This window comes from Serratia sp. HNCC26DJ244, assembly GCF_057180565.1.
Genome location: NZ_JBXUGO010000003.1, coordinates 155,916 through 173,323, shown reverse-complemented (window position 1 = coordinate 173,323; position 17,408 = coordinate 155,916). Strand labels below are relative to the sequence as shown.

The 17,408-nt window shown below is 47.9% G+C and carries 16 protein-coding genes; 7 read left to right on the top strand and 9 right to left on the bottom strand.

Annotated features, from left to right (window positions below; all coding sequences use genetic code 11):
* Positions 1-36: 36 nt before the first annotated feature.
* Positions 37-1,293: a glutamyl-tRNA reductase gene (gene hemA / locus AC2A06_RS03850; RefSeq protein WP_484379421.1), complete on the bottom strand. Its 1,257-nt coding sequence runs from the start codon at positions 1,291-1,293 to the stop codon at positions 37-39.
* A gap of 289 nt (positions 1,294-1,582) precedes the next feature.
* Between hemA and lolB the strand changes: the two genes are divergently transcribed.
* The 3 genes from lolB to prs all read left to right on the top strand — a co-directional run bounded on the left by lolB (position 1,583) and on the right by prs (position 4,408).
* Positions 1,583-2,203 carry a lipoprotein insertase outer membrane protein LolB gene (lolB, locus tag AC2A06_RS03845; protein ID WP_023492093.1) on the top strand — a complete coding sequence of 207 codons (621 nt, stop codon included), beginning with the start codon at positions 1,583-1,585 and terminating at the stop codon, positions 2,201-2,203.
* Positions 2,200-3,057, top strand: coding sequence for a 4-(cytidine 5'-diphospho)-2-C-methyl-D-erythritol kinase (ispE, locus tag AC2A06_RS03840; protein WP_484379420.1), 858 nt, complete (start codon positions 2,200-2,202; stop codon positions 3,055-3,057). Before lolB ends, ispE begins: the two co-directional genes overlap by 4 nt.
* Before the next feature lie 403 nt (positions 3,058-3,460).
* Complete coding sequence (gene prs / locus AC2A06_RS03835; protein ID WP_023492091.1) at positions 3,461-4,408, top strand: ribose-phosphate diphosphokinase; 948 nt, start codon at positions 3,461-3,463, stop codon at positions 4,406-4,408.
* A gap of 370 nt (positions 4,409-4,778) precedes the next feature.
* On the opposite strand, the gene AC2A06_RS03830 is transcribed toward prs, so the two are convergent.
* Together AC2A06_RS03830 and ychH are read right to left on the bottom strand one after the other, a co-directional pair.
* Entirely contained in the window at positions 4,779-5,387 is a 609-nt protein-coding gene (locus AC2A06_RS03830; RefSeq protein ID WP_484379419.1) for an NlpC/P60 family protein, read from the bottom strand.
* Between the two features lie 313 nt (positions 5,388-5,700).
* Positions 5,701-5,985, bottom strand: coding sequence for a stress-induced protein YchH (ychH, locus tag AC2A06_RS03825; RefSeq protein WP_023492087.1), 285 nt, complete (start codon positions 5,983-5,985; stop codon positions 5,701-5,703).
* Positions 5,986-6,262: 277 nt separating this feature from the next.
* Here ychH and pth point away from each other — a divergent pair, with 277 nt between their 5' ends.
* Both pth and ychF read left to right on the top strand, forming a co-directional pair.
* Positions 6,263-6,853 (top strand): aminoacyl-tRNA hydrolase, encoded by a 591-nt coding sequence (gene pth, locus AC2A06_RS03820; protein WP_037383409.1) that lies wholly within the window; start codon positions 6,263-6,265, stop codon positions 6,851-6,853.
* A 327-nt stretch (positions 6,854-7,180) separates the two neighbouring features.
* Complete coding sequence (gene ychF / locus AC2A06_RS03815; protein WP_023492084.1) at positions 7,181-8,272, top strand: redox-regulated ATPase YchF; 1,092 nt, start codon at positions 7,181-7,183, stop codon at positions 8,270-8,272.
* A 234-nt stretch (positions 8,273-8,506) separates the two neighbouring features.
* On the opposite strand, the gene AC2A06_RS03810 is transcribed toward ychF, so the two are convergent.
* Positions 8,507-8,677, bottom strand: coding sequence for a hypothetical protein (locus AC2A06_RS03810; RefSeq protein WP_484379418.1), 171 nt, complete (start codon positions 8,675-8,677; stop codon positions 8,507-8,509).
* Positions 8,678-8,835: 158 nt separating this feature from the next.
* A complete protein-coding gene (locus AC2A06_RS03805; protein WP_484379417.1) occupies positions 8,836-9,486 on the bottom strand; it encodes a hypothetical protein in 651 nt (216 codons plus the stop codon).
* 685 nt (positions 9,487-10,171) lie between these two features.
* Between AC2A06_RS03805 and AC2A06_RS03800 the strand changes: the two genes are divergently transcribed.
* Entirely contained in the window at positions 10,172-10,807 is a 636-nt protein-coding gene (locus tag AC2A06_RS03800) for a hypothetical protein (RefSeq protein WP_484379416.1), read from the top strand.
* 310 nt (positions 10,808-11,117) lie between these two features.
* On the opposite strand, the gene edd is transcribed toward AC2A06_RS03800, so the two are convergent.
* The gene (edd, locus tag AC2A06_RS03795) at positions 11,118-12,926 is read right to left on the bottom strand and encodes a phosphogluconate dehydratase (RefSeq protein ID WP_484379415.1); all 1,809 of its coding nucleotides are present in this window, start codon (positions 12,924-12,926) and stop codon (positions 11,118-11,120) included.
* A 10-nt stretch (positions 12,927-12,936) separates the two neighbouring features.
* Positions 12,937-13,458, bottom strand: a complete 522-nt coding sequence (locus AC2A06_RS03790) for a gluconokinase (RefSeq protein ID WP_023492638.1) — start codon at positions 13,456-13,458, stop codon at positions 12,937-12,939.
* Between the two features lie 389 nt (positions 13,459-13,847).
* On the opposite strand from AC2A06_RS03790, the gene AC2A06_RS03785 reads away from it, so the two are divergent.
* Positions 13,848-15,215: a GntP family permease gene (locus tag AC2A06_RS03785; protein WP_023492637.1), complete on the top strand. Its 1,368-nt coding sequence runs from the start codon at positions 13,848-13,850 to the stop codon at positions 15,213-15,215.
* A gap of 79 nt (positions 15,216-15,294) precedes the next feature.
* On the opposite strand, the gene araC is transcribed toward AC2A06_RS03785, so the two are convergent.
* Positions 15,295-16,155 (bottom strand): arabinose operon transcriptional regulator AraC, encoded by an 861-nt coding sequence (gene araC, locus AC2A06_RS03780; RefSeq protein ID WP_484379488.1) that lies wholly within the window; start codon positions 16,153-16,155, stop codon positions 15,295-15,297.
* Between the two features lie 237 nt (positions 16,156-16,392).
* Positions 16,393-17,394: an L-arabinose ABC transporter permease AraH gene (araH, locus tag AC2A06_RS03775; RefSeq protein WP_484379414.1), complete on the bottom strand. Its 1,002-nt coding sequence runs from the start codon at positions 17,392-17,394 to the stop codon at positions 16,393-16,395.
* Positions 17,395-17,408 lie beyond the last annotated feature (14 nt).

Here is a 17,408-nt window from a genome sequence, read left to right as displayed (position 1 = left end):
TGATTTTAAACCCTGTTATATAGAAGATAACTCATGCTAATCCAGCCCGAGGCTGTCGCGTAAAAGTTGTAACCGCTCCATATCGCCATCACCGGCGGCCTGCTGGAGGGATTTTGTCGGCGCATGAATAAGGCGATTAGTCAATTTATAGGCCAACTCTTGAATGACTTGCTGCACATCAGCGCCCTGAGCAATCGCAGACAGGGCTTTGGATTCCATTTCCGCCCGGATCTGATCAGCCTGCGAACGGTAATCTCTGATGGTTTCTATTGCCCCTTGTGCCCGTAGCCAGGTCATAAAGTGACTACTTTCCTGCAGCACAATGGATTCCGCCTGCACCGCTGCCTCTTGGCGTTGCGCCAGGTTACTTTGGATAATCGCCTGTAAATCATCCACACTGTAAAGATAGGCGTTCGCCAGTTTACCCACTTCCGGCTCGATATCACGGGGAACCGCAATATCCACCAGCAACATCGGCTGGTTACGGCGTGCTTTTAATGCGCGTTCTACCATGCCTTTACCGATAATCGGCAACGGGCTGGCGGTAGAAGTGATAATAATGTCAGCCTCCGCCAAACGCGCGTCAATCTCGGCGAGGGAAATAACGGTCGCCCCCACTTCATCGGCCAGTAGTTGAGCACGTTCACGGGTTCGGTTAGCAATAAACATCTGATGTACTTTATGTTCACGCAAGTGGCGAGCCACCAGTTCTATGGTTTCACCCGCCCCCACCAACAGCACATTTAACTGCTCCAGCGATTCGAAGATCTGGCGCGCTAACGAACAGGCAGCAAAAGCAATGGAAACCGCACTGGCACCGATTTCCGTTTCGGTACGCACGCGTTTGGCAACCGCGAAAGATTTCTGGAATAGGCGTTCCAATTCGCTGGAAAGCGATTGACCACGCTGTGATTCGGCAAAAGCTTTTTTAACTTGCCCCAGGATCTGTGGCTCACCCAGCACCTGAGAATCCAGCCCACTGGCTACGCGCATCAAATGACTAACCGCATCATTGCCATAGTGCCAATAGAGGTTTTTGCTGATTTCTTCCGGGCGCAGATGGTGATAATCACATAACCAGTCAATCAACTGTTCACGTAGATGATCTTGCTGTTCTACACTGAGGTAGAGTTCTGTGCGGTTACAGGTGGACAAGACCACGCCGCCCTGCACCATGGGTTGCTGGAGCAAGCTATTGAGCGCTGCATCGATCGACTCTGGGGAGAAGGTCAGCCGTTCTCGTAGAGAAACTGGAGCAGTTTTGTGATTAATACCTAAAGCAAGCAGGGTCATTGCGTCGAGTCATCGGTCTCTAGTGCAGACTTTCGTTGGTTGGCATTCTACTTGATGCACCGCATCAATAAAAGTAACAAGCGCATGTTCAGGCCAATCGTTGCTAGTGGTATTACCTCGCTATCACCATGTTCAATCGTGCAGCGAGCACATAGGTGGTAAATAGGTGGTAATTGGGTATATTCCACGGTAGCCAAAAGACGCATTGTATTTAGCCCTGCAACTTGAATAAACTGGGTAGAGATATTTCCCCATCCATGCCCGCTAAGGCCGAAGGACACCCAAAGTGATGTTTACCCGTAAAGTTAATCTGCTTCGCCTGCTACCGTTAGCCAGCCTGCTTTTGACGGCCTGTACCCTCCCCGGTGGTGGCCCATCAACCAGTGCAAACTCCCCCCAGTGGCGTGCTCATGAGCAAGCCGTACAGCAACTCAATCAGTACCAGACTCGTGGCGCTTTCGCTTTTCTTTCTGAACAGAAAAAAGTGTATGCCCGCTTCTTCTGGCAACAATACTCGCCGGAGCGTTACCGCCTGTTGCTCACCAACCCGCTTGGCAGCACCGAGCTGGAGTTAAATGTACAAAGCGGCATGGTACAAGTGATGGATAATCAGGGCCGACGCTATGTCAGTGATAACCCACAAGAGATGATCCGCAAACTGAGCGGGATGGAGATCCCTCTGGATAATCTGCGCCAATGGATGCTCGGTTTACCCGGTGAAGCCACCGATTTCCAACTCGACTCACAATATCGCCTGAAAAAATTGACCTATCAGCAAGGTGAACTGACCTGGACCGTGACCTATCAAGAGTACAACACTGATTTGAAAATCCCGTTGCCTAGCCGTCTTGAGTTACAACAGGGTGATCAGCGCATTAAATTGAAAATGGATAACTGGACACTTAAATGATCCACCAGTGGCCCTCACCGGCAAAACTTAACCTGTTTCTTTATATCACTGGCCGCCGTGCGGATGGTTACCACCTATTACAGACCCTGTTTCAGTTTCTGGATTATGGCGATACGCTAACCATCACCCCACGCCAGGATGATCACATTCAATTATTGACCCCTATCGCCGGGGTGCCTGATGAGCAGAATCTGATTATCCGTGCCGCCAGTTTGTTACAGCAATATTGTGTTAACCACGCTATTGCCAATACCCCCCTGGGGGCAGATATCAGCATTGAGAAACGTTTACCGATGGGGGGCGGCCTGGGGGGTGGCTCGTCCAATGCCGCCACAGTACTGGTGGCACTTAACCAACTTTGGCAATGTGGCCTGAGCGATGAGCAACTGGCCACCCTTGGGTTGACACTGGGTGCTGATGTCCCGGTTTTCGTCCATGGTCATGCGGCTTTTGCTGAAGGCATTGGCGAACAGTTACAACCGGCAAGTCCGGCAGAAAAATGGTATTTAGTGGCACATCCGGGCATTCATATTCCTACGCCAGTGATTTTTGCCGATGCAGAACTAAAAAGAGACACCCCAGTTCGGCCGTTAAGTGCCCTATTGCAGGCACCTTACAGCAATGACTGCGAATTAATCGCAAGAAAACGTTTTCGCGAGGTTGAACAGCTTCTTTCATGGCTGTTACAATACGCGCCGTCACGCCTGACTGGCACAGGTGCTTGTGTGTTTGCTGAATTCGACACAGAAACCGCCGCTCTTCAGGTGTTAAATCAAGCCCCATCTTGGTTGCGTGGGTTTGTAGCGCGAGGCGTTAACGTCTCGCCACTCCATCGCATCCGTGCTGGGCAGTAGTTTGCGCCGTAGCTCAACGTTTCGTTGTACAGAGACAGATATTACTGTTACTGCCAGTGGTCACTGTGCCGAAAGACTTACTCAGGTAAGTTACTCGCTCAGTCTCTGCCGCCACGGTAACTGGGAAAGTAACCCGTGCTATCTGTTGCTGTCATCCCTGCGCTACCTGCGGTTTTATTGGGTTTTAGACTCTAAATAATTCGGATTGCTTGCAGGGGGCAAGTCAGAGAGTCGCCAGGAGCATAGCTCACTATGTGACTGGTGCGAACAGACGCAGCCAACACCCAAGCAGTTTGAAGTATGACGAATCTATGCCCGTATATATATTGTTGTGATGCCACCTGCCCCTGGGTGAAATCTGATAACAATATCTTCTTCTGGACGCAAGCCTGAGGTTCTTCTCGTGCCTGATATGAAGCTTTTTGCTGGTAACGCCACACCGGAACTAGCACAACGTATTGCCAACCGTTTGTACACCAGCCTTGGTGACGCCGCTGTAGGTCGTTTTAGCGACGGCGAAGTGAGCGTGCAAATCAATGAAAACGTACGCGGCGGTGATATTTTCATCATCCAGTCCACCTGTGCACCTACCAATGACAACCTGATGGAGCTGGTTGTGATGGTGGATGCCCTGCGTCGCGCCTCCGCAGGCCGCATTACTGCCGTTATCCCTTACTTCGGTTATGCCCGTCAGGACCGCCGTGTGCGTTCCGCCCGTGTGCCCATCACTGCCAAAGTTGTTGCCGACTTCCTCTCTAGCGTTGGGGTTGATCGGGTATTGACAGTTGATCTGCATGCTGAACAGATCCAAGGCTTTTTCGATGTACCGGTAGATAACGTGTTTGGTAGCCCGATCCTACTGGAAGACATGTTGCAACAGAATCTGGTCAACCCGATTGTGGTTTCCCCAGATATTGGTGGTGTAGTACGTGCCCGTGCCATTGCCAAGCTGCTCAACGACACCGACATGGCTATCATTGACAAACGTCGTCCTCGCGCCAACGTTTCTCAGGTGATGCATATTATCGGTGATGTCGCAGGCCGTGACTGTGTGCTGGTTGATGACATGATCGATACCGGTGGTACTTTGTGTAAAGCGGCAGAAGCGTTGAAAGAGCGCGGTGCCAAGCGGGTATTTGCCTATGCCACGCACCCTATCTTCTCCGGTAATGCCGTGCATAACATCAAGAACTCGGTGATTGATGAAGTGATTATCTGTGACACCATTCCGTTGTCACCAGAAATCAAGGCACTGAAAAACGTGCGTACTCTGACACTGTCTGGCATGTTGGCTGAAGCTATCCGCCGTATCAGCAATGAAGAGTCAATCTCTGCCATGTTTGAGCATTAATAGTCAATACCCGTGGTCATTCAAGTGCACCACGGGTTTTAGGCTAAGTCACTCAGCGTGTATGAGTGAAAACAGAAAACCCGTTGTTGCGAATGCGCCAACGGGTTTTTTTATGTAACTGAACGGCGAACTCGCGTTGCGTGTCCCTTCGCCGCCACTGAAAGTAAAGTCATAACCACTACTTTAAATGGCTCAAACTTTCAGGCTTAAGGAAGGTTCGATTTAATCGGTGGAGTTCAGCGGCATCCTGAGTTGAGCTATTAGTAAAAAGATTTCCAATCTTCAAACTGCCCCCTGATAGGCGCCGTAACCGCAAAAAGGCGTTATTAGGTTTTATTGGCCGCCAGCACGTGCTGGCGGCTTCACCAGCTTAAGCTTCAGCGTGATTTATGCGCCGTGCCTGATCATACTTTGTCTTCCAGTATTGATTGTTCAGTTCTGAAACCGTGATCCCCACTTTGCTAGAGGCATGGACAAACTTGCCATTTCCAATGTAAACGCCAACGTGGTGTTTCTGCGACGAAATTTTGAAAAATACCAGATCGCCAGTGTTAAGCTCGTTCTTGGCGATGCGCGAACCCAATTTGATCTGCTCGTGGGCGGTTCTTGGCAAACTATAGGAAAATTCGTCTTCAAAAATGCGCTGCATATAAGCAGAGCAATCAATCCCTTTGCGCGAGTTGCCGCCAAGTTTATAACGAACACCTTCCCATTCATCATAATGGTTCAGGATTTTTTTAAGTCTTTGCATGTCGTCGCGGTGCTCTGATTTACCAGGAGCATTTTCGCCGAGAAGCGGTAAATTAAAAAAATCCTGCTTAGTGCTGGTACTTGCAGTGACAGAAGTTGCAGACAACGAGGTTAAAACAAAAATTAATGGAGTGAAAATTTTTAGCATGATGAAATCGATAATGAAAATTGAATAACCATACTCGTCATACTTCAAGTTACATGCATATTGGCTTGTTACTCGGCCCATCCGGGGCCTCGGCCCTTAGGGGCACCAGCATCAATGCTGTTCAAAAACGCGTAGCGTTTTTGTCCTCAAACTAAAGTTATTAAGAGTACATCCTTGTTTAAAACACCTTCCAGAGCTTTGAAAGAGGCGGCACTATACACGGTTTCTGCTCAGAAACACACCTAGAATTGATTCTTTATTGACCTATTGTGGCGTCTAGGTACCCACTATTTTATTAGTGTATTGATTTGTATTTATTTTTTATGTTTATACACTCAATAATTCGAGTAATAGTATGGATTGGCTGGTTATAACCGCGTAAACCTTCCTTATCTCAGTGAGACGGACCGTGATGATTAGGGTTATTACGGCAACGTTTATCGAAGTGTTTAACCCACCAATAGCGGTCAGCAACCTTTTCACGACCACCAATACGCGCACCAGCAAGCCACAACACCGCGCCAATAAAAATACTGGCAAGGGCCCCATGCGTTAAAAATTGTGGCAGACCGAATTGTGATACTTCAGCCAAAATGGAGTATCCGACCCCACCTATCATCACCACCATACCCAATCCCATTAAAACGTTGCCGATAATCTCTGCGCTTTTACGTTTCATTCGTCACCTCTACATTACCTTGTGCCAACTGGGGATATCACTCACTCTGCTAATAACATTAAGTTTAGCCATTAACCTACAAAAAGTGTGCCTTAACGGTCACAAATAGAGACAATAGTTGACCATGATTTACACCACCATAAAAAATGCTAATCAATTGAGTTGTTTTACTTACACGTTCGCCTAACCAACACCTTTGCGCCAGAGTTTTGTCATTCCACGCGCCGGAGGGTAAACTGGTGCCCTTCCGATTATTTTTAGCATGGCGAATTTCCCTGTGAGCAGTATCAAATTGATTGTTGGCTTGGCAAACCCGGGCGCAGAGTATGCCCAGACAAGGCATAACGCCGGTGCCTGGTATGTTGACTTACTGGCTGATCGCCATAACCAACCACTCAAGGAAGAGAGTAAATTCTTCGGTTACACCGCACGCCTGAACCTGGCAGGTAACGACGTGCGTTTACTGGTTCCCACCACCTTTATGAACCTCAGTGGTAAATCTGTGGCAGCGATTGCCAGTTTCTACCGTATTCTGCCGGAAGAAATTCTGGTGGCTCACGATGAGCTAGACTTACCGCCGGGTGTCGCCAAACTTAAGTTGGGTGGCAGCCACGGTGGCCACAATGGCCTAAAAGATATTCAAAGCAAGCTCGGCAATAGCGCCAACTTTTACCGTTTGCGCATTGGTATCGGTCATCCGGGTGATAAAAATAAAGTTGTGGGTTTTGTGCTAGGTAAGCCGCCAGCAACCGAACAAACATTAATTAATGACGCGATTGATGAGTCATTACGCTGTACCGATATCCTGCTGACGGATGGCATCACCAAAGCCATGAACCGCTTACACGCCTTTAAGGCAGGTAGTTAGCGGAACGCTCACCAAAGCAACTATACCCAAGTTCATTCAAGTTGCAGGTAGGCGGCAACCGAGTGACAAATCGGTCAGGAACCGATTTGAACAGCGCTTGCGCTGGCCCGAAGGGTGAATCTCAGGGACGAGATTCATAATTCCCTGGGAACATAGCTAACTATGTGACTAGGGTGAGTGAGTGAAGCCAACAACCCTGCAGTTTGAATGGCGACGGGTAGATCGAGATAACCCGGTATTCAGTGTATAATGGCGCGATAATTTTGCCTTCATCGGGCAGGCTAACATTAACCTATTGATAGTAATAATATTTAAGGTGATATAAACATGGGATTTAAATGCGGTATCGTCGGTCTGCCTAATGTTGGCAAATCCACCCTGTTCAATGCGTTGACCAAAGCGGGAATTGAAGCAGCCAACTTCCCGTTCTGCACCATTGAACCTAATACCGGCGTAGTCCCGATGCCTGATGCACGCCTGGACCAGTTGGCTGAAATCGTCAAGCCTCAGCGCATTCTCCCCACCACCATGGAGTTTGTTGATATTGCTGGGCTGGTAAAAGGTGCTTCTAAAGGTGAAGGCCTGGGTAACCAGTTCCTGACCAACATCCGTGAAACCGAAGCCATTGGCCATGTGGTGCGCTGCTTTGAGAACGACAATATTATTCATGTTAATAATAAAGTCGATCCAGCCAACGATATTGACGTGATCAATACCGAACTGGCCCTGTCTGACCTGGATACCTGTGAGCGCGCCATGCATCGCGTGCAGAAGAAGGCCAAAGGGGGCGACAAAGACGCCAAAGCGGAACTGGCAGCCTTAGAAAAATGCCTACCGCAGTTGGAAAATGCCGGTATGTTGCGGGCGCTGGATCTGACAGAGGAAGATAAAGCAGCCATCCGCTATTTAAGCTTCCTGACGCTGAAACCGACCATGTATATCGCCAACGTCAACGAAGACGGTTTCGAGAATAACCCCTATCTAGACCAAGTGCGTGAGATTGCTGCTGCGGAAGGTTCAGTGGTGGTTGCAGTTTGTGCCGCTGTCGAGTCAGATATTGCCGAACTGGAAGATGACGAACGTGCAGAGTTTATGGCAGAACTGGGGCTGGAAGAGCCTGGTTTAAACCGTGTGATCCGCGCTGGTTATGAACTGCTCAACCTGCAGACCTATTTCACTGCCGGTGTTAAAGAAGTCCGCGCCTGGACCATCCCTGTTGGAGCCACCGCGCCACAAGCCGCCGGTAAAATCCACACCGACTTCGAAAAAGGCTTTATCCGCGCACAAACCATCTCTTTTGAGGACTTTATTACCTACAAAGGTGAACAAGGTGCCAAAGAAGCCGGCAAAATGCGTTCAGAAGGGAAAGACTATATCGTTAAAGATGGCGATGTGATGAATTTCCTGTTTAACGTCTAATTAATATTACCGATCTCAGGGCATCTTACGATGTCTGGCGGATAAGGTCACAGAATTAAAATCCACGCGATTGCGTGGATTTTTGTTTTTATAGCAACGTGAATTTTTTCACTACAGTGCTGTAAAAAACAAGTACAGGGGGAGTACTTTAGTCATGAGTCACCTCTGAGGTAAGAATTTACTCACTTAGTGCCGTGTCCACTATTGCTGGGCCAGTCAGCCGTTAAGAAACGATTAAACTGCAAGACTTAAATGAGCAAATTTCTTGCGCGCAGCTTCAAGCGAAGCTGCTATCTTTGCAGAAGACTGCCCTGTTTCAACCGCCGTTGAGGTTGCTACGGAGCGAACAATGTCTGCTCGAGATGGCTTAGCATAGGATTTATGCATTTTTTTGTTGCTACTCATTGTTGTTACTCATCATGGCTCCCAACATTGAAATTTATAGAGTCAGAAATCAAAGTATGGTTATTATACCGACCTTCCTACACGATTTCACATAACCTAAATCAGAATACAGCCATATAATGGTTATAACCCCCTCCCCCAAAACACTCAAACCATCATCACGATCCAGTAGATAATATATTCCAGGGTTCTGTAGATTTATTTTTCATGGCTTCAACATAATTAAAAATCAATTCTTTTGCTTCCGCGCTAAAGTCATGGAAATCGGCCAGCGGGCATATTATATTTTCTGCAAGGTTAAGTGATTCCAAGAAGCGTTCTGGGATCATAAATACAACACGGCCAGACAATGTGCGAATGAAGAATTTTTTATTTATTTCCATTTTCGCATCAAAAAATTTAACACCTATCTCGAACATATTATTTTCAGGTGAATAAGCAATAAACCAGCAGTTATCAAGCCAGGGTTTTTTGGCTTTCTTCAGGAATTTTTCATCCATATAGGCAAATCCACTACTGCGTACACCTTTTATCATCCGGTTTAAATTTATTCTTATGCACCAATCTATTACGACACAATAGATAACAAAAACCACTAAACGGATAAGATATGAACCAACCAACAATGATATTATCCAGAACCCCGATAGTGGTTCAAAATAAAAGGTTGATGCAAGTATAGCGATGATAAATGATATTAACTTTAGAACATCCAGCCATTTATTTGCACTACGGCGAAACTGGAAAATACAATATATTAGCATTAAGCCTACAAATGTGTAGAAAAAAATCACCGATCCGTTAATCATAAATATTCCATAGTGATAAAAGTACCACCCGCAACCATCTCAACGCCCAAGATATTATAAATTTTCGCGTTGTATCACAAGCCGAGTACGTTTTGCGCTCTATACTCGTCATACTTCAAGTTGCATGTGTGTTGGCTTTCCTCGCTCACCCCAGTCACTTACCAGTGTAAGCTCCTGGGGATTCTCTGCGTTGCCGCCTTCCTGCAACTCGAATTATTTAGTGTATATTCTGATAGCCTGCGAAGTATGTTTCAGATCAGTGTTTCCATCGACCCGAGTTAAAAAATCACTTTTTAAACCATGCAAGCACTATCACCCCTATCTTCGCAGCAAAACCAGCATAACCAAATTCAGGTCATAAACCTGCTTAATCTGTACCGATTACCGAGTTTTAGGGAAATTCCTATTTATTGGCTACTCACTGGTAACAGCTACCAACTACCAGTAAGATGCCATTTTATGCTGATGAAAAATTTCACTCGACATAGGGAAACCGTCAAGATGAACAAATCGCAATCTGGCTTAGATAAAAAATATATAATATCAAAAGGCTATATCGTTTTTTTCTCGCCGCATCAATGTGCCTACCCTTGATGACTCACTCGGCACTGGCTGCAAGCCCCAGAGAAATAAAACAGCTATTCATCAGTTATCTACTCAAATGATTTACCTAGAGAGTAACTAAATGTTGCATAAAATTAAAATCTATAGCAGCTTACTTATCACTGCATTTTGCCTGCCGCTGATACTTCACTCGGCACAGGCTGCAACGCCTGATGAAATAGCAACGTTTTATGTATCTAGCCCCATTGGCGCACGTACAATTTGCAGTTACTCCTACTCTCATACATTACCTAAGGGCCATTCGACTAAAGCAAATGTCGTTATCAATAGCATGGCTCTGAGCAATGACGGTCGTAAGGTTCGCTATCAAACTGAAGAAGTTCATACTGGTATTGCTGGAAAAGTATTTATGAACGTTAAATATACTTCAAACAGCCAGAATGATGCGGAAAATAGGCGTATTAAAGCTAACATTGAAAGTGATTCGGTACAAATAGACAAGCCCGATTCACCCTCCGCTGTAGCAGATATACTGGCTTATTATAAATCCCTTCCGGCGTATTATTATGACTATAAAGATATCCAATTTACCGCCTCTGGGAGCTATATCATCACGTCAAAATATGCAACTATGAGTGATATCACTTGTAGGCATGCGGCCTCAGAGGTAGCGCAACGGCGGAGGATAGGAAATCTACCGACTTTTTGGCTTGAACTCTCCACTAAACTGCAATTAGCTCGTTGGCTGGTATTATAACGGCTATGACTCAAACGCCGTCACGCCATCACAACGGCACCATTCACAACGGCATAGTACATTTGCGATACTCACTTGGGCTAACGCCGACGCGTTTTTTAATACCTAAGAGAATGACAGCGCTTCATATACACGCTGTGATGATAGGGCCCAGCAACCTCTCGGTATCGGCAAAATAGGGCTGTCGAAACCTGGTGACGATTGATACTGGGCACTCTTGCCACTGTCTACTTTTGTTCCTGACTACTCTTGTTACTGATCATTCTTGTTACTGACCATTTTTATTACTGACCATTCTTATTACTGACTACTATGAATAAAGGAAAGAGGCACCCTGATCTGCCGAAGAGACATTTTCCCGGCATATCTTGAACAATCCCCGCCCCCAGCTCTGCTGCAGGCACTCAGTATCACATTGTGCCCCTGTTCGCCCAGTGGTGGCCGTTAGATTCTCCAACTGTCCGGTATTCGCATCAACGCGGATCAGATCCCCCTCTTCAATCAAAGCAATCGCGCCCCCGCGCAAGGCTTCAGGTGAGACATGGATCGCCGCCGGGATTTTGCCCGATGCGCCCGACAGGCGGCCATCCGTCACTAACGCAACACGGTATCCCGCTTTCTGGATATTGCCCAAAATAGGCATCAACTTATGCAACTCAGGCATACCATTTGCCGCTGGGCCGTTAAAACGGACAACAACTACACAATCCTGATTCAATTCACCGCGCTGGTAAGCGGCTTCCACCTCATGCTGACAATGGAAAACTTTTGCCGGTGCCTCAACCTCACGGTGTGCTACAGCAACTGCGGACACTTTCATCACCGCTTGCCCTAAATTGCCGGTTAACACCTTAATACCGCCAGAAGGTTGAAACACGCTATCGGGTAATGAAATAACCGTGGGATCTTTACTTTCATCACAGGGTTGCCACACCAACTGATTGTCCACCCATTGTGGTGACTTCAGTTGGTCAATAAACTCGCCAAACACCGGCTTGACGTCACTGTGTAGCAACTGGGCTTGATGCAATCGGGTCATCAGCATTGGCACTCCACCAGCTTGCTCAAAAGCATTGATATCTGCAGAGCCATTCGGATAGACATTCACCAACAAAGGCACCACATCGGAAAGATCACTAAGATCCTGCCAAGTGAGTAAAATCCCAGCGGCACGGGCCACCGCAAGCATATGAATAGTGTGGTTAGAACTGCCCCCAGATGCCAAAAGAGCAATCAAACCATTGACCAGGCTCTTTTCTGTTACCACCTCATACAGCGGGCGATAATGTCGTGAACCTATCGTCATGGAGGCCAGGCGTACTGCAGCATATTCCGTCAAGGCATGGCGCAACGCGGATGCGGGTGGCACAAATGCCGAACCCGGTAGCATCAATCCCATCGCCTCAAACACCAACTGATTAGTGTTTGCCGTGCCGTAGAAGGTACATGTTCCAGGGGAGTGATAGGAGGCACACTCCATTTGCAATAATGCCGTCTCATCAACGACACCCGCTGCATATTTTTGGCGCACATCCACTTTTTGGTCATTAGTAATCCCGGACCCCATTGGGCCAGCAGGAATAAAGGCGGTTGGCAGGTGCGCGAATTCTAACGCCCCCATCAATTGGCCCGGCGCAATTTTGTCACAAATACCCAACAGAAGTGTGCCATCAAACATATTATGGCTGAGTGAAAATGCCGTAGACTGGGCAATAAGATCACGCGAAAACAGAGACATATCCATTCCCGGCTGCCCTTGTGTCACCCCATCACACATTGCAGGAACGCCCCCCGCTATCTGTGCGGTATGACCGAGTGGCGCCAGCGCTTGCTTAATTTGGTCTGGATACTCTTTATAGACCTGATGTGCACTCAGCATATCATTGTAGGCACTGACAATGGCTAAGTTCGCCCGGGTCAAATCGAGAATATTGGCCTTGTCCTGCGAACAGGATGCCGCTACCGCATGGGCCAAATTGCCACAAGATAGCGATGCTTTCCCCTTGCCCTTCGACTGCTGCTGCTTTGCCACTACCAAAAATTGCTGGCGCAAGGCACGACTACGCTCCACAATCCTTTCAGTCACGGCACTTACTATAGGATTGAGCTGTTTGTTCATCGCTTTTATCCTACCTATTTGCGGTGTCGAGCTGATTCAATGCAATTAATGCACGCTCAACCACGTTATCAATATCAGTGTCGATATCGACCACTGCGACTTGCAGCTCATTATCAGGTCGCTCTAAGGTATTGAATTGGCTTTCTACCATATTCTGTTTCATAAAGTGCCCTTTACGCGCCATCATACGAGCCATGATCAAATCAAAACTACCATCAAGAAAGACAAAACTGACATTTTGGTTACCGTTGCGGATCTGGTCACGGTAACTCTTTTTCAGTGCCGAGCAGACAATAACCCCTTGTTCATTTTTACTTTCTAAACTGAAAGCGGCATCACGAATGCGCTCTAGCCAAGGTTTGCGATCTTCATCATTCAAAGGCTGTCCACTGGCCATTTTTATAATGTTCGCTTTAGGATGAAGGTCATCCCCATCAATAAACTTTGCCCCCAACCGTTGTGCAAGCATGGCTCCAACCGTGCTTTTTCCGCTGGCGCAAACGCCCATCACAATAATACTACTACCGGCCATATGAACTCCTCGCATTGTATTCTGGGTATCTCCCTCATCCTTCAAGTTGCCTGGCTGTCGGTGGCCGTGACCTACGGCATCAACACTTAAGGGTCATCCTGAAGTACTTGGATCATCCTTAACTACGACAGTGCAGTTAACTCACTAGGCTGTTCGGCACATGCGTTCAGCTCGTTTTCTGGAACTGGAGTCGCTGCCTAGCGGTATCCCGACCTGCATCTTGATAGAAATTTGGTATAGATCTCATTTTTGAATAACAGTTGAAAATATGACTTTATATTACTCACTTTACCAGTAACATGTTACCCGTAACTTTTAGATTTGTGAGCTGAAACACGAAGCAAACTATTCATAAAAGCAAACAATCCATAAAATAATGAGGTACAGCCATGGAGCAAATAACTAACCCCACGCACTTGCTGATCATTGCAGGTTGCGCTATCGCTGCTCTACTCTTTTTAATAATGAAACTGAAAGTTCATGCTTTCGTCTCTCTTACTTTGGTCAGTTTAGGTACCGCACTGGCAACAGGCGTTAGCCCTGACAAAGTCGTTCCAACCATGATGACTGGCTTTGGTGGCACCCTGGCTTCTGTGGCTTTGTTGGTCGGCTTAGGTGCCATGATCGGCAAAATCCTGGAAATAACCGGAGGGGCAAAAGTCCTAGCAGACACCCTGATTGGTCGTTTCGGTGAAAAGAAAGCCCCTTTCGCACTGGGGGTGGCCTCCTTACTGTTCGGCTTCCCGATCTTCTTTGATGCGGGTCTGATCGTCATGATCCCGATTATTTTCAGCGTGGCTAATCGCTTTGGTGGCTCATTGCTGAAATATGCCCTACCTGCTGCCGGTGCATTTGCTGTTATGCACGCCTTCGTTCCACCACATCCTGGTCCTGTCGCCGCTGCCGATCTGTTAGGTGCCGACATGGGTTTACTGCTGGTTATTGGTCTGTTGGTTGCTATCCCAACCTGGTATCTAGGCGGGTATTTATTCGGTCTGTATGCGGGCAAAAAATTCAATATTCCGTTATCAAAACTGCTGTTTAATGATGAACAAATCATTGATAACGACAAGCTGCCCGCTTTCGGCACTGTCTTGTTTATTCTGTTGTTACCTGTTTTATTGATCTTTTTGGATACTGGCCTGAATACGTTGAGTGTCACTGGCGTCATTGATGGCAAAAGTACCGTTGTTCAATTCCTCCGTATGTTCGGTAAAACCCCTGTAGCACTGTTAATCACGCTGCTGGTTTGCTTGGTGGTCTTTGCCAAAGATTTTGGTATGAGCAAACTGGAAAAACTGTGCGGTGACTCATTAGCGCCAATCTGTGCTGTGATTCTGGTTACCGGTGCAGGCGGGATGTTCGGCGGTGTGTTGCGTTCGAGTGGTATCGGTGATGCATTAGCCGGTGTGCTGCAAGACACCGGTATGCCGCTGATTGTCGCTGCATTTGTCATCTCTACCTGTTTGCGCGTTGCACAAGGGTCGGCGACGGTAGCATTGACTACCACCGCTGGGCTTATCTCACCTATCGTGGCGCAGACTACCGGTTTATCCAGCCTGGATTTATGCTTTATCGTTATCTCTATCGCAGGGGGCGCAACCGTACTTTCTCACTTCAACGATTCTGGTTTCTGGCTGGTTTCTCGTCTTATGGGTATTGACGAAAAAACCACTTTAAAAACCTGGACGGTGATGGAAACGCTGTTGGGCAGCATTGCATTTATTATTGTTGCCACGCTCAGTATCTTTTTGTAAGACAGTAAATGAAAACACGGGGCAGAGAATTGTTATCTGTCCCCGTCAATCCCCACCTCGCTCCTCATACCTCATAGCATCACAACGGCGTAGCACATTTGCGATATTCACTTGGGCTCACGCCGACGCGTTTTTTAAATACCCGCGAGAAGTAGAGTTGGTCGTCATAACCGACTTGTTGCCCAATGGCCGCGACGGACATCGGGGTGGTTTGCAACAAGAGTTTAGCCCGGATAATCCGCTGATCTTCACGCCAACGTACAATACCCACCCCGACCTGCTCACGGAACAGGTGGGCCAGCCGTGAGGGCGAGAGAAATACCTGCTGTGCCAGTGCCTCTACCGATATCTCGGCAGCAAGGGATTCACTTAGGATCTGGCAAGCCTGAAGGACCCGGTGGTCAATCGTCGGATACTCCGCCAGAGAGGAAGCTTCATAACAGCGGATCAATAGCCGCTCCAGCAGGTTCATCGCTAATTGTTCTGACATCGGCCGTAGTTGCTGGTTAGTCTCTTCAATAGCACGGAACAGGCCATCAAACTCCTCAAACAACTGGCTATCCGCTAAGTTTAACCGCCCAACGTTATCCACTACCCGTGGCCATTTAAGCCAATCCGCCCAATACGCTCTTGGCCGGAAGTAGACCCAGCGGTGAAACCAGACAGGGGCATCCGCTGCCCGGCCATAATGGTGTACCGCCGCCGGGGGAAACAGCAGCAAATCACCTGGCTCCACGGTAAAGGCCTTATCCCCCTGAAAAACCTGCCCTTTACCCTTGATGGTTAAATTGACAATAAACCCCTTCATACCGCGGGGCCGGTCAATAATAAAATCAAGGGTACTGTCTTGTGCAATGGGCGTCATACCGGAAACCAGGAACACGTCAAAGGCATATCCTGGCAATAGGGGGTTAAGCTGTTTTGGCTTCTCTTTTTGCATTGATGACATGGCAGTAAAAAGCGTTTCGGTAAAACAATCACTATGGCCCATTATAGAGACTCATTTTGGGAAATACGCGGTCAGGCAAACCGCATAATGTAAAAGTACTCCACTGGCCCACAATGGAAGTATCAGGCCAGCCACACTGGCCTGATAGACCCAGCATCAATAAATCTGCAGGCGTATTCTACCTGGTTATTGATTGAACTGGGGCATATAGGGTGCAAACACAGCACATTACACCCGTGCTTTACGCAACTGCTTGTAACGATCGAACAGTACCGCGGCCAGCAGGATCAAGCCTCGCACCACATATTGAGCGAACGGGGAAATATTGAGCAAGTTCATCGCATTTTCCATCAGCCCCAGAATCAGCACCCCGGCGATGATGTACGAAATCTTGCCTATTCCCCCTTTCATTGAGACGCCCCCCAACACACAGGCGGAAATCACCACCAGCTCGAAACCAATAGAGGTCATCGGCTGCCCAGAAGTCATACGAGAGGCGAGTATAATACCAGCAATGGAGGCGATCAGCCCGGTCATGGCGAAGATGATAATCTTGGTACGCACCACGTTAACCCCGGCCAGGCGCGCGGCTTCTTCATTCCCCCCCATCGCCAGCGTGTTGCGACCAAAGGTGGTTTTGTTCAGCAGCAAACCAAACAGCACAAAGCAGATTATAGTCAGCCAGACCGGTGTCGGGACGCCAAATAACGCGGAATTACCCAACTGGAAGAAATCCTCTTCCACAATGCCGACCGCTTTACCATCCGAGATAATATAGCCCACACCCCTTGCCATCTGCATGGTCGCCAGCGTGGTGATCAAGGCATTGATCTTGAATTTGGCCACCACAATGCCGTTAATCAGGCCAAAAAACAGCCCAACCGACATGCCAGCCAAAATACCGAAGGTAATACTCTCGGTGGCATTAATGGCTACTGCACAGGCAACTCCAGAGCAGGCAACCACCGACCCCACCGACATATCGAACTCACCGGAGGCCAGGCAAAACAGCATCCCGCAGGCCACCATACCGGACATGGAGACCGCCAGGCCTAGCCCGCGCATATTGATCAGGCTAGCAAAATTGGGCACCAGTACGCATGCCAGTAGAAACAGGATGGCAAAAATCACCAGCATCCCATATTGATCCCAGATGCGGGCCAGTTGTACTCTGGACCCGGTAGCGACTGAATCCATCGTGCTCTGGCCAGTAGAGGACGTTGTTGTCATGATATTTCTCCTAG

Bases quoted from the DNA above. Each gene is read 5' to 3' on its own strand.
- ychH (WP_023492087.1), bottom strand. From the start codon at position 5,985: ATGAAACGTAAAAGCGCAGAGATTATCGGCAACGTTTTAATGGGATTG.
- hemA (WP_484379421.1), bottom strand. From the start codon at position 1,293: ATGACCCTGCTTGCTTTAGGTATTAATCACAAAACTGCTCCAGTTTCT.
- ispE (WP_484379420.1), top strand. From the start codon at position 2,200: ATGATCCACCAGTGGCCCTCACCGGCAAAACTTAACCTGTTTCTTTAT.
- ychF (WP_023492084.1), top strand. From the start codon at position 7,181: ATGGGATTTAAATGCGGTATCGTCGGTCTGCCTAATGTTGGCAAATCC.
- edd (WP_484379415.1), bottom strand. From the start codon at position 12,926: ATGAACAAACAGCTCAATCCTATAGTAAGTGCCGTGACTGAAAGGATT.
- AC2A06_RS03805 (WP_484379417.1), bottom strand. From the start codon at position 9,486: ATGATTAACGGATCGGTGATTTTTTTCTACACATTTGTAGGCTTAATG.
- AC2A06_RS03830 (WP_484379419.1), bottom strand. From the start codon at position 5,387: ATGGGCCGAGTAACAAGCCAATATGCATGTAACTTGAAGTATGACGAG.
- AC2A06_RS03785 (WP_023492637.1), top strand. From the start codon at position 13,848: ATGGAGCAAATAACTAACCCCACGCACTTGCTGATCATTGCAGGTTGC.
- araH (WP_484379414.1), bottom strand. From the start codon at position 17,394: ATGACAACAACGTCCTCTACTGGCCAGAGCACGATGGATTCAGTCGCT.
- AC2A06_RS03810 (WP_484379418.1), bottom strand. From the start codon at position 8,677: ATGAGTAGCAACAAAAAAATGCATAAATCCTATGCTAAGCCATCTCGA.
- lolB (WP_023492093.1), top strand. From the start codon at position 1,583: ATGTTTACCCGTAAAGTTAATCTGCTTCGCCTGCTACCGTTAGCCAGC.
- araC (WP_484379488.1), bottom strand. From the start codon at position 16,155: ATGCAAAAAGAGAAGCCAAAACAGCTTAACCCCCTATTGCCAGGATAT.
- AC2A06_RS03800 (WP_484379416.1), top strand. From the start codon at position 10,172: ATGTTGCATAAAATTAAAATCTATAGCAGCTTACTTATCACTGCATTT.
- AC2A06_RS03790 (WP_023492638.1), bottom strand. From the start codon at position 13,458: ATGGCCGGTAGTAGTATTATTGTGATGGGCGTTTGCGCCAGCGGAAAA.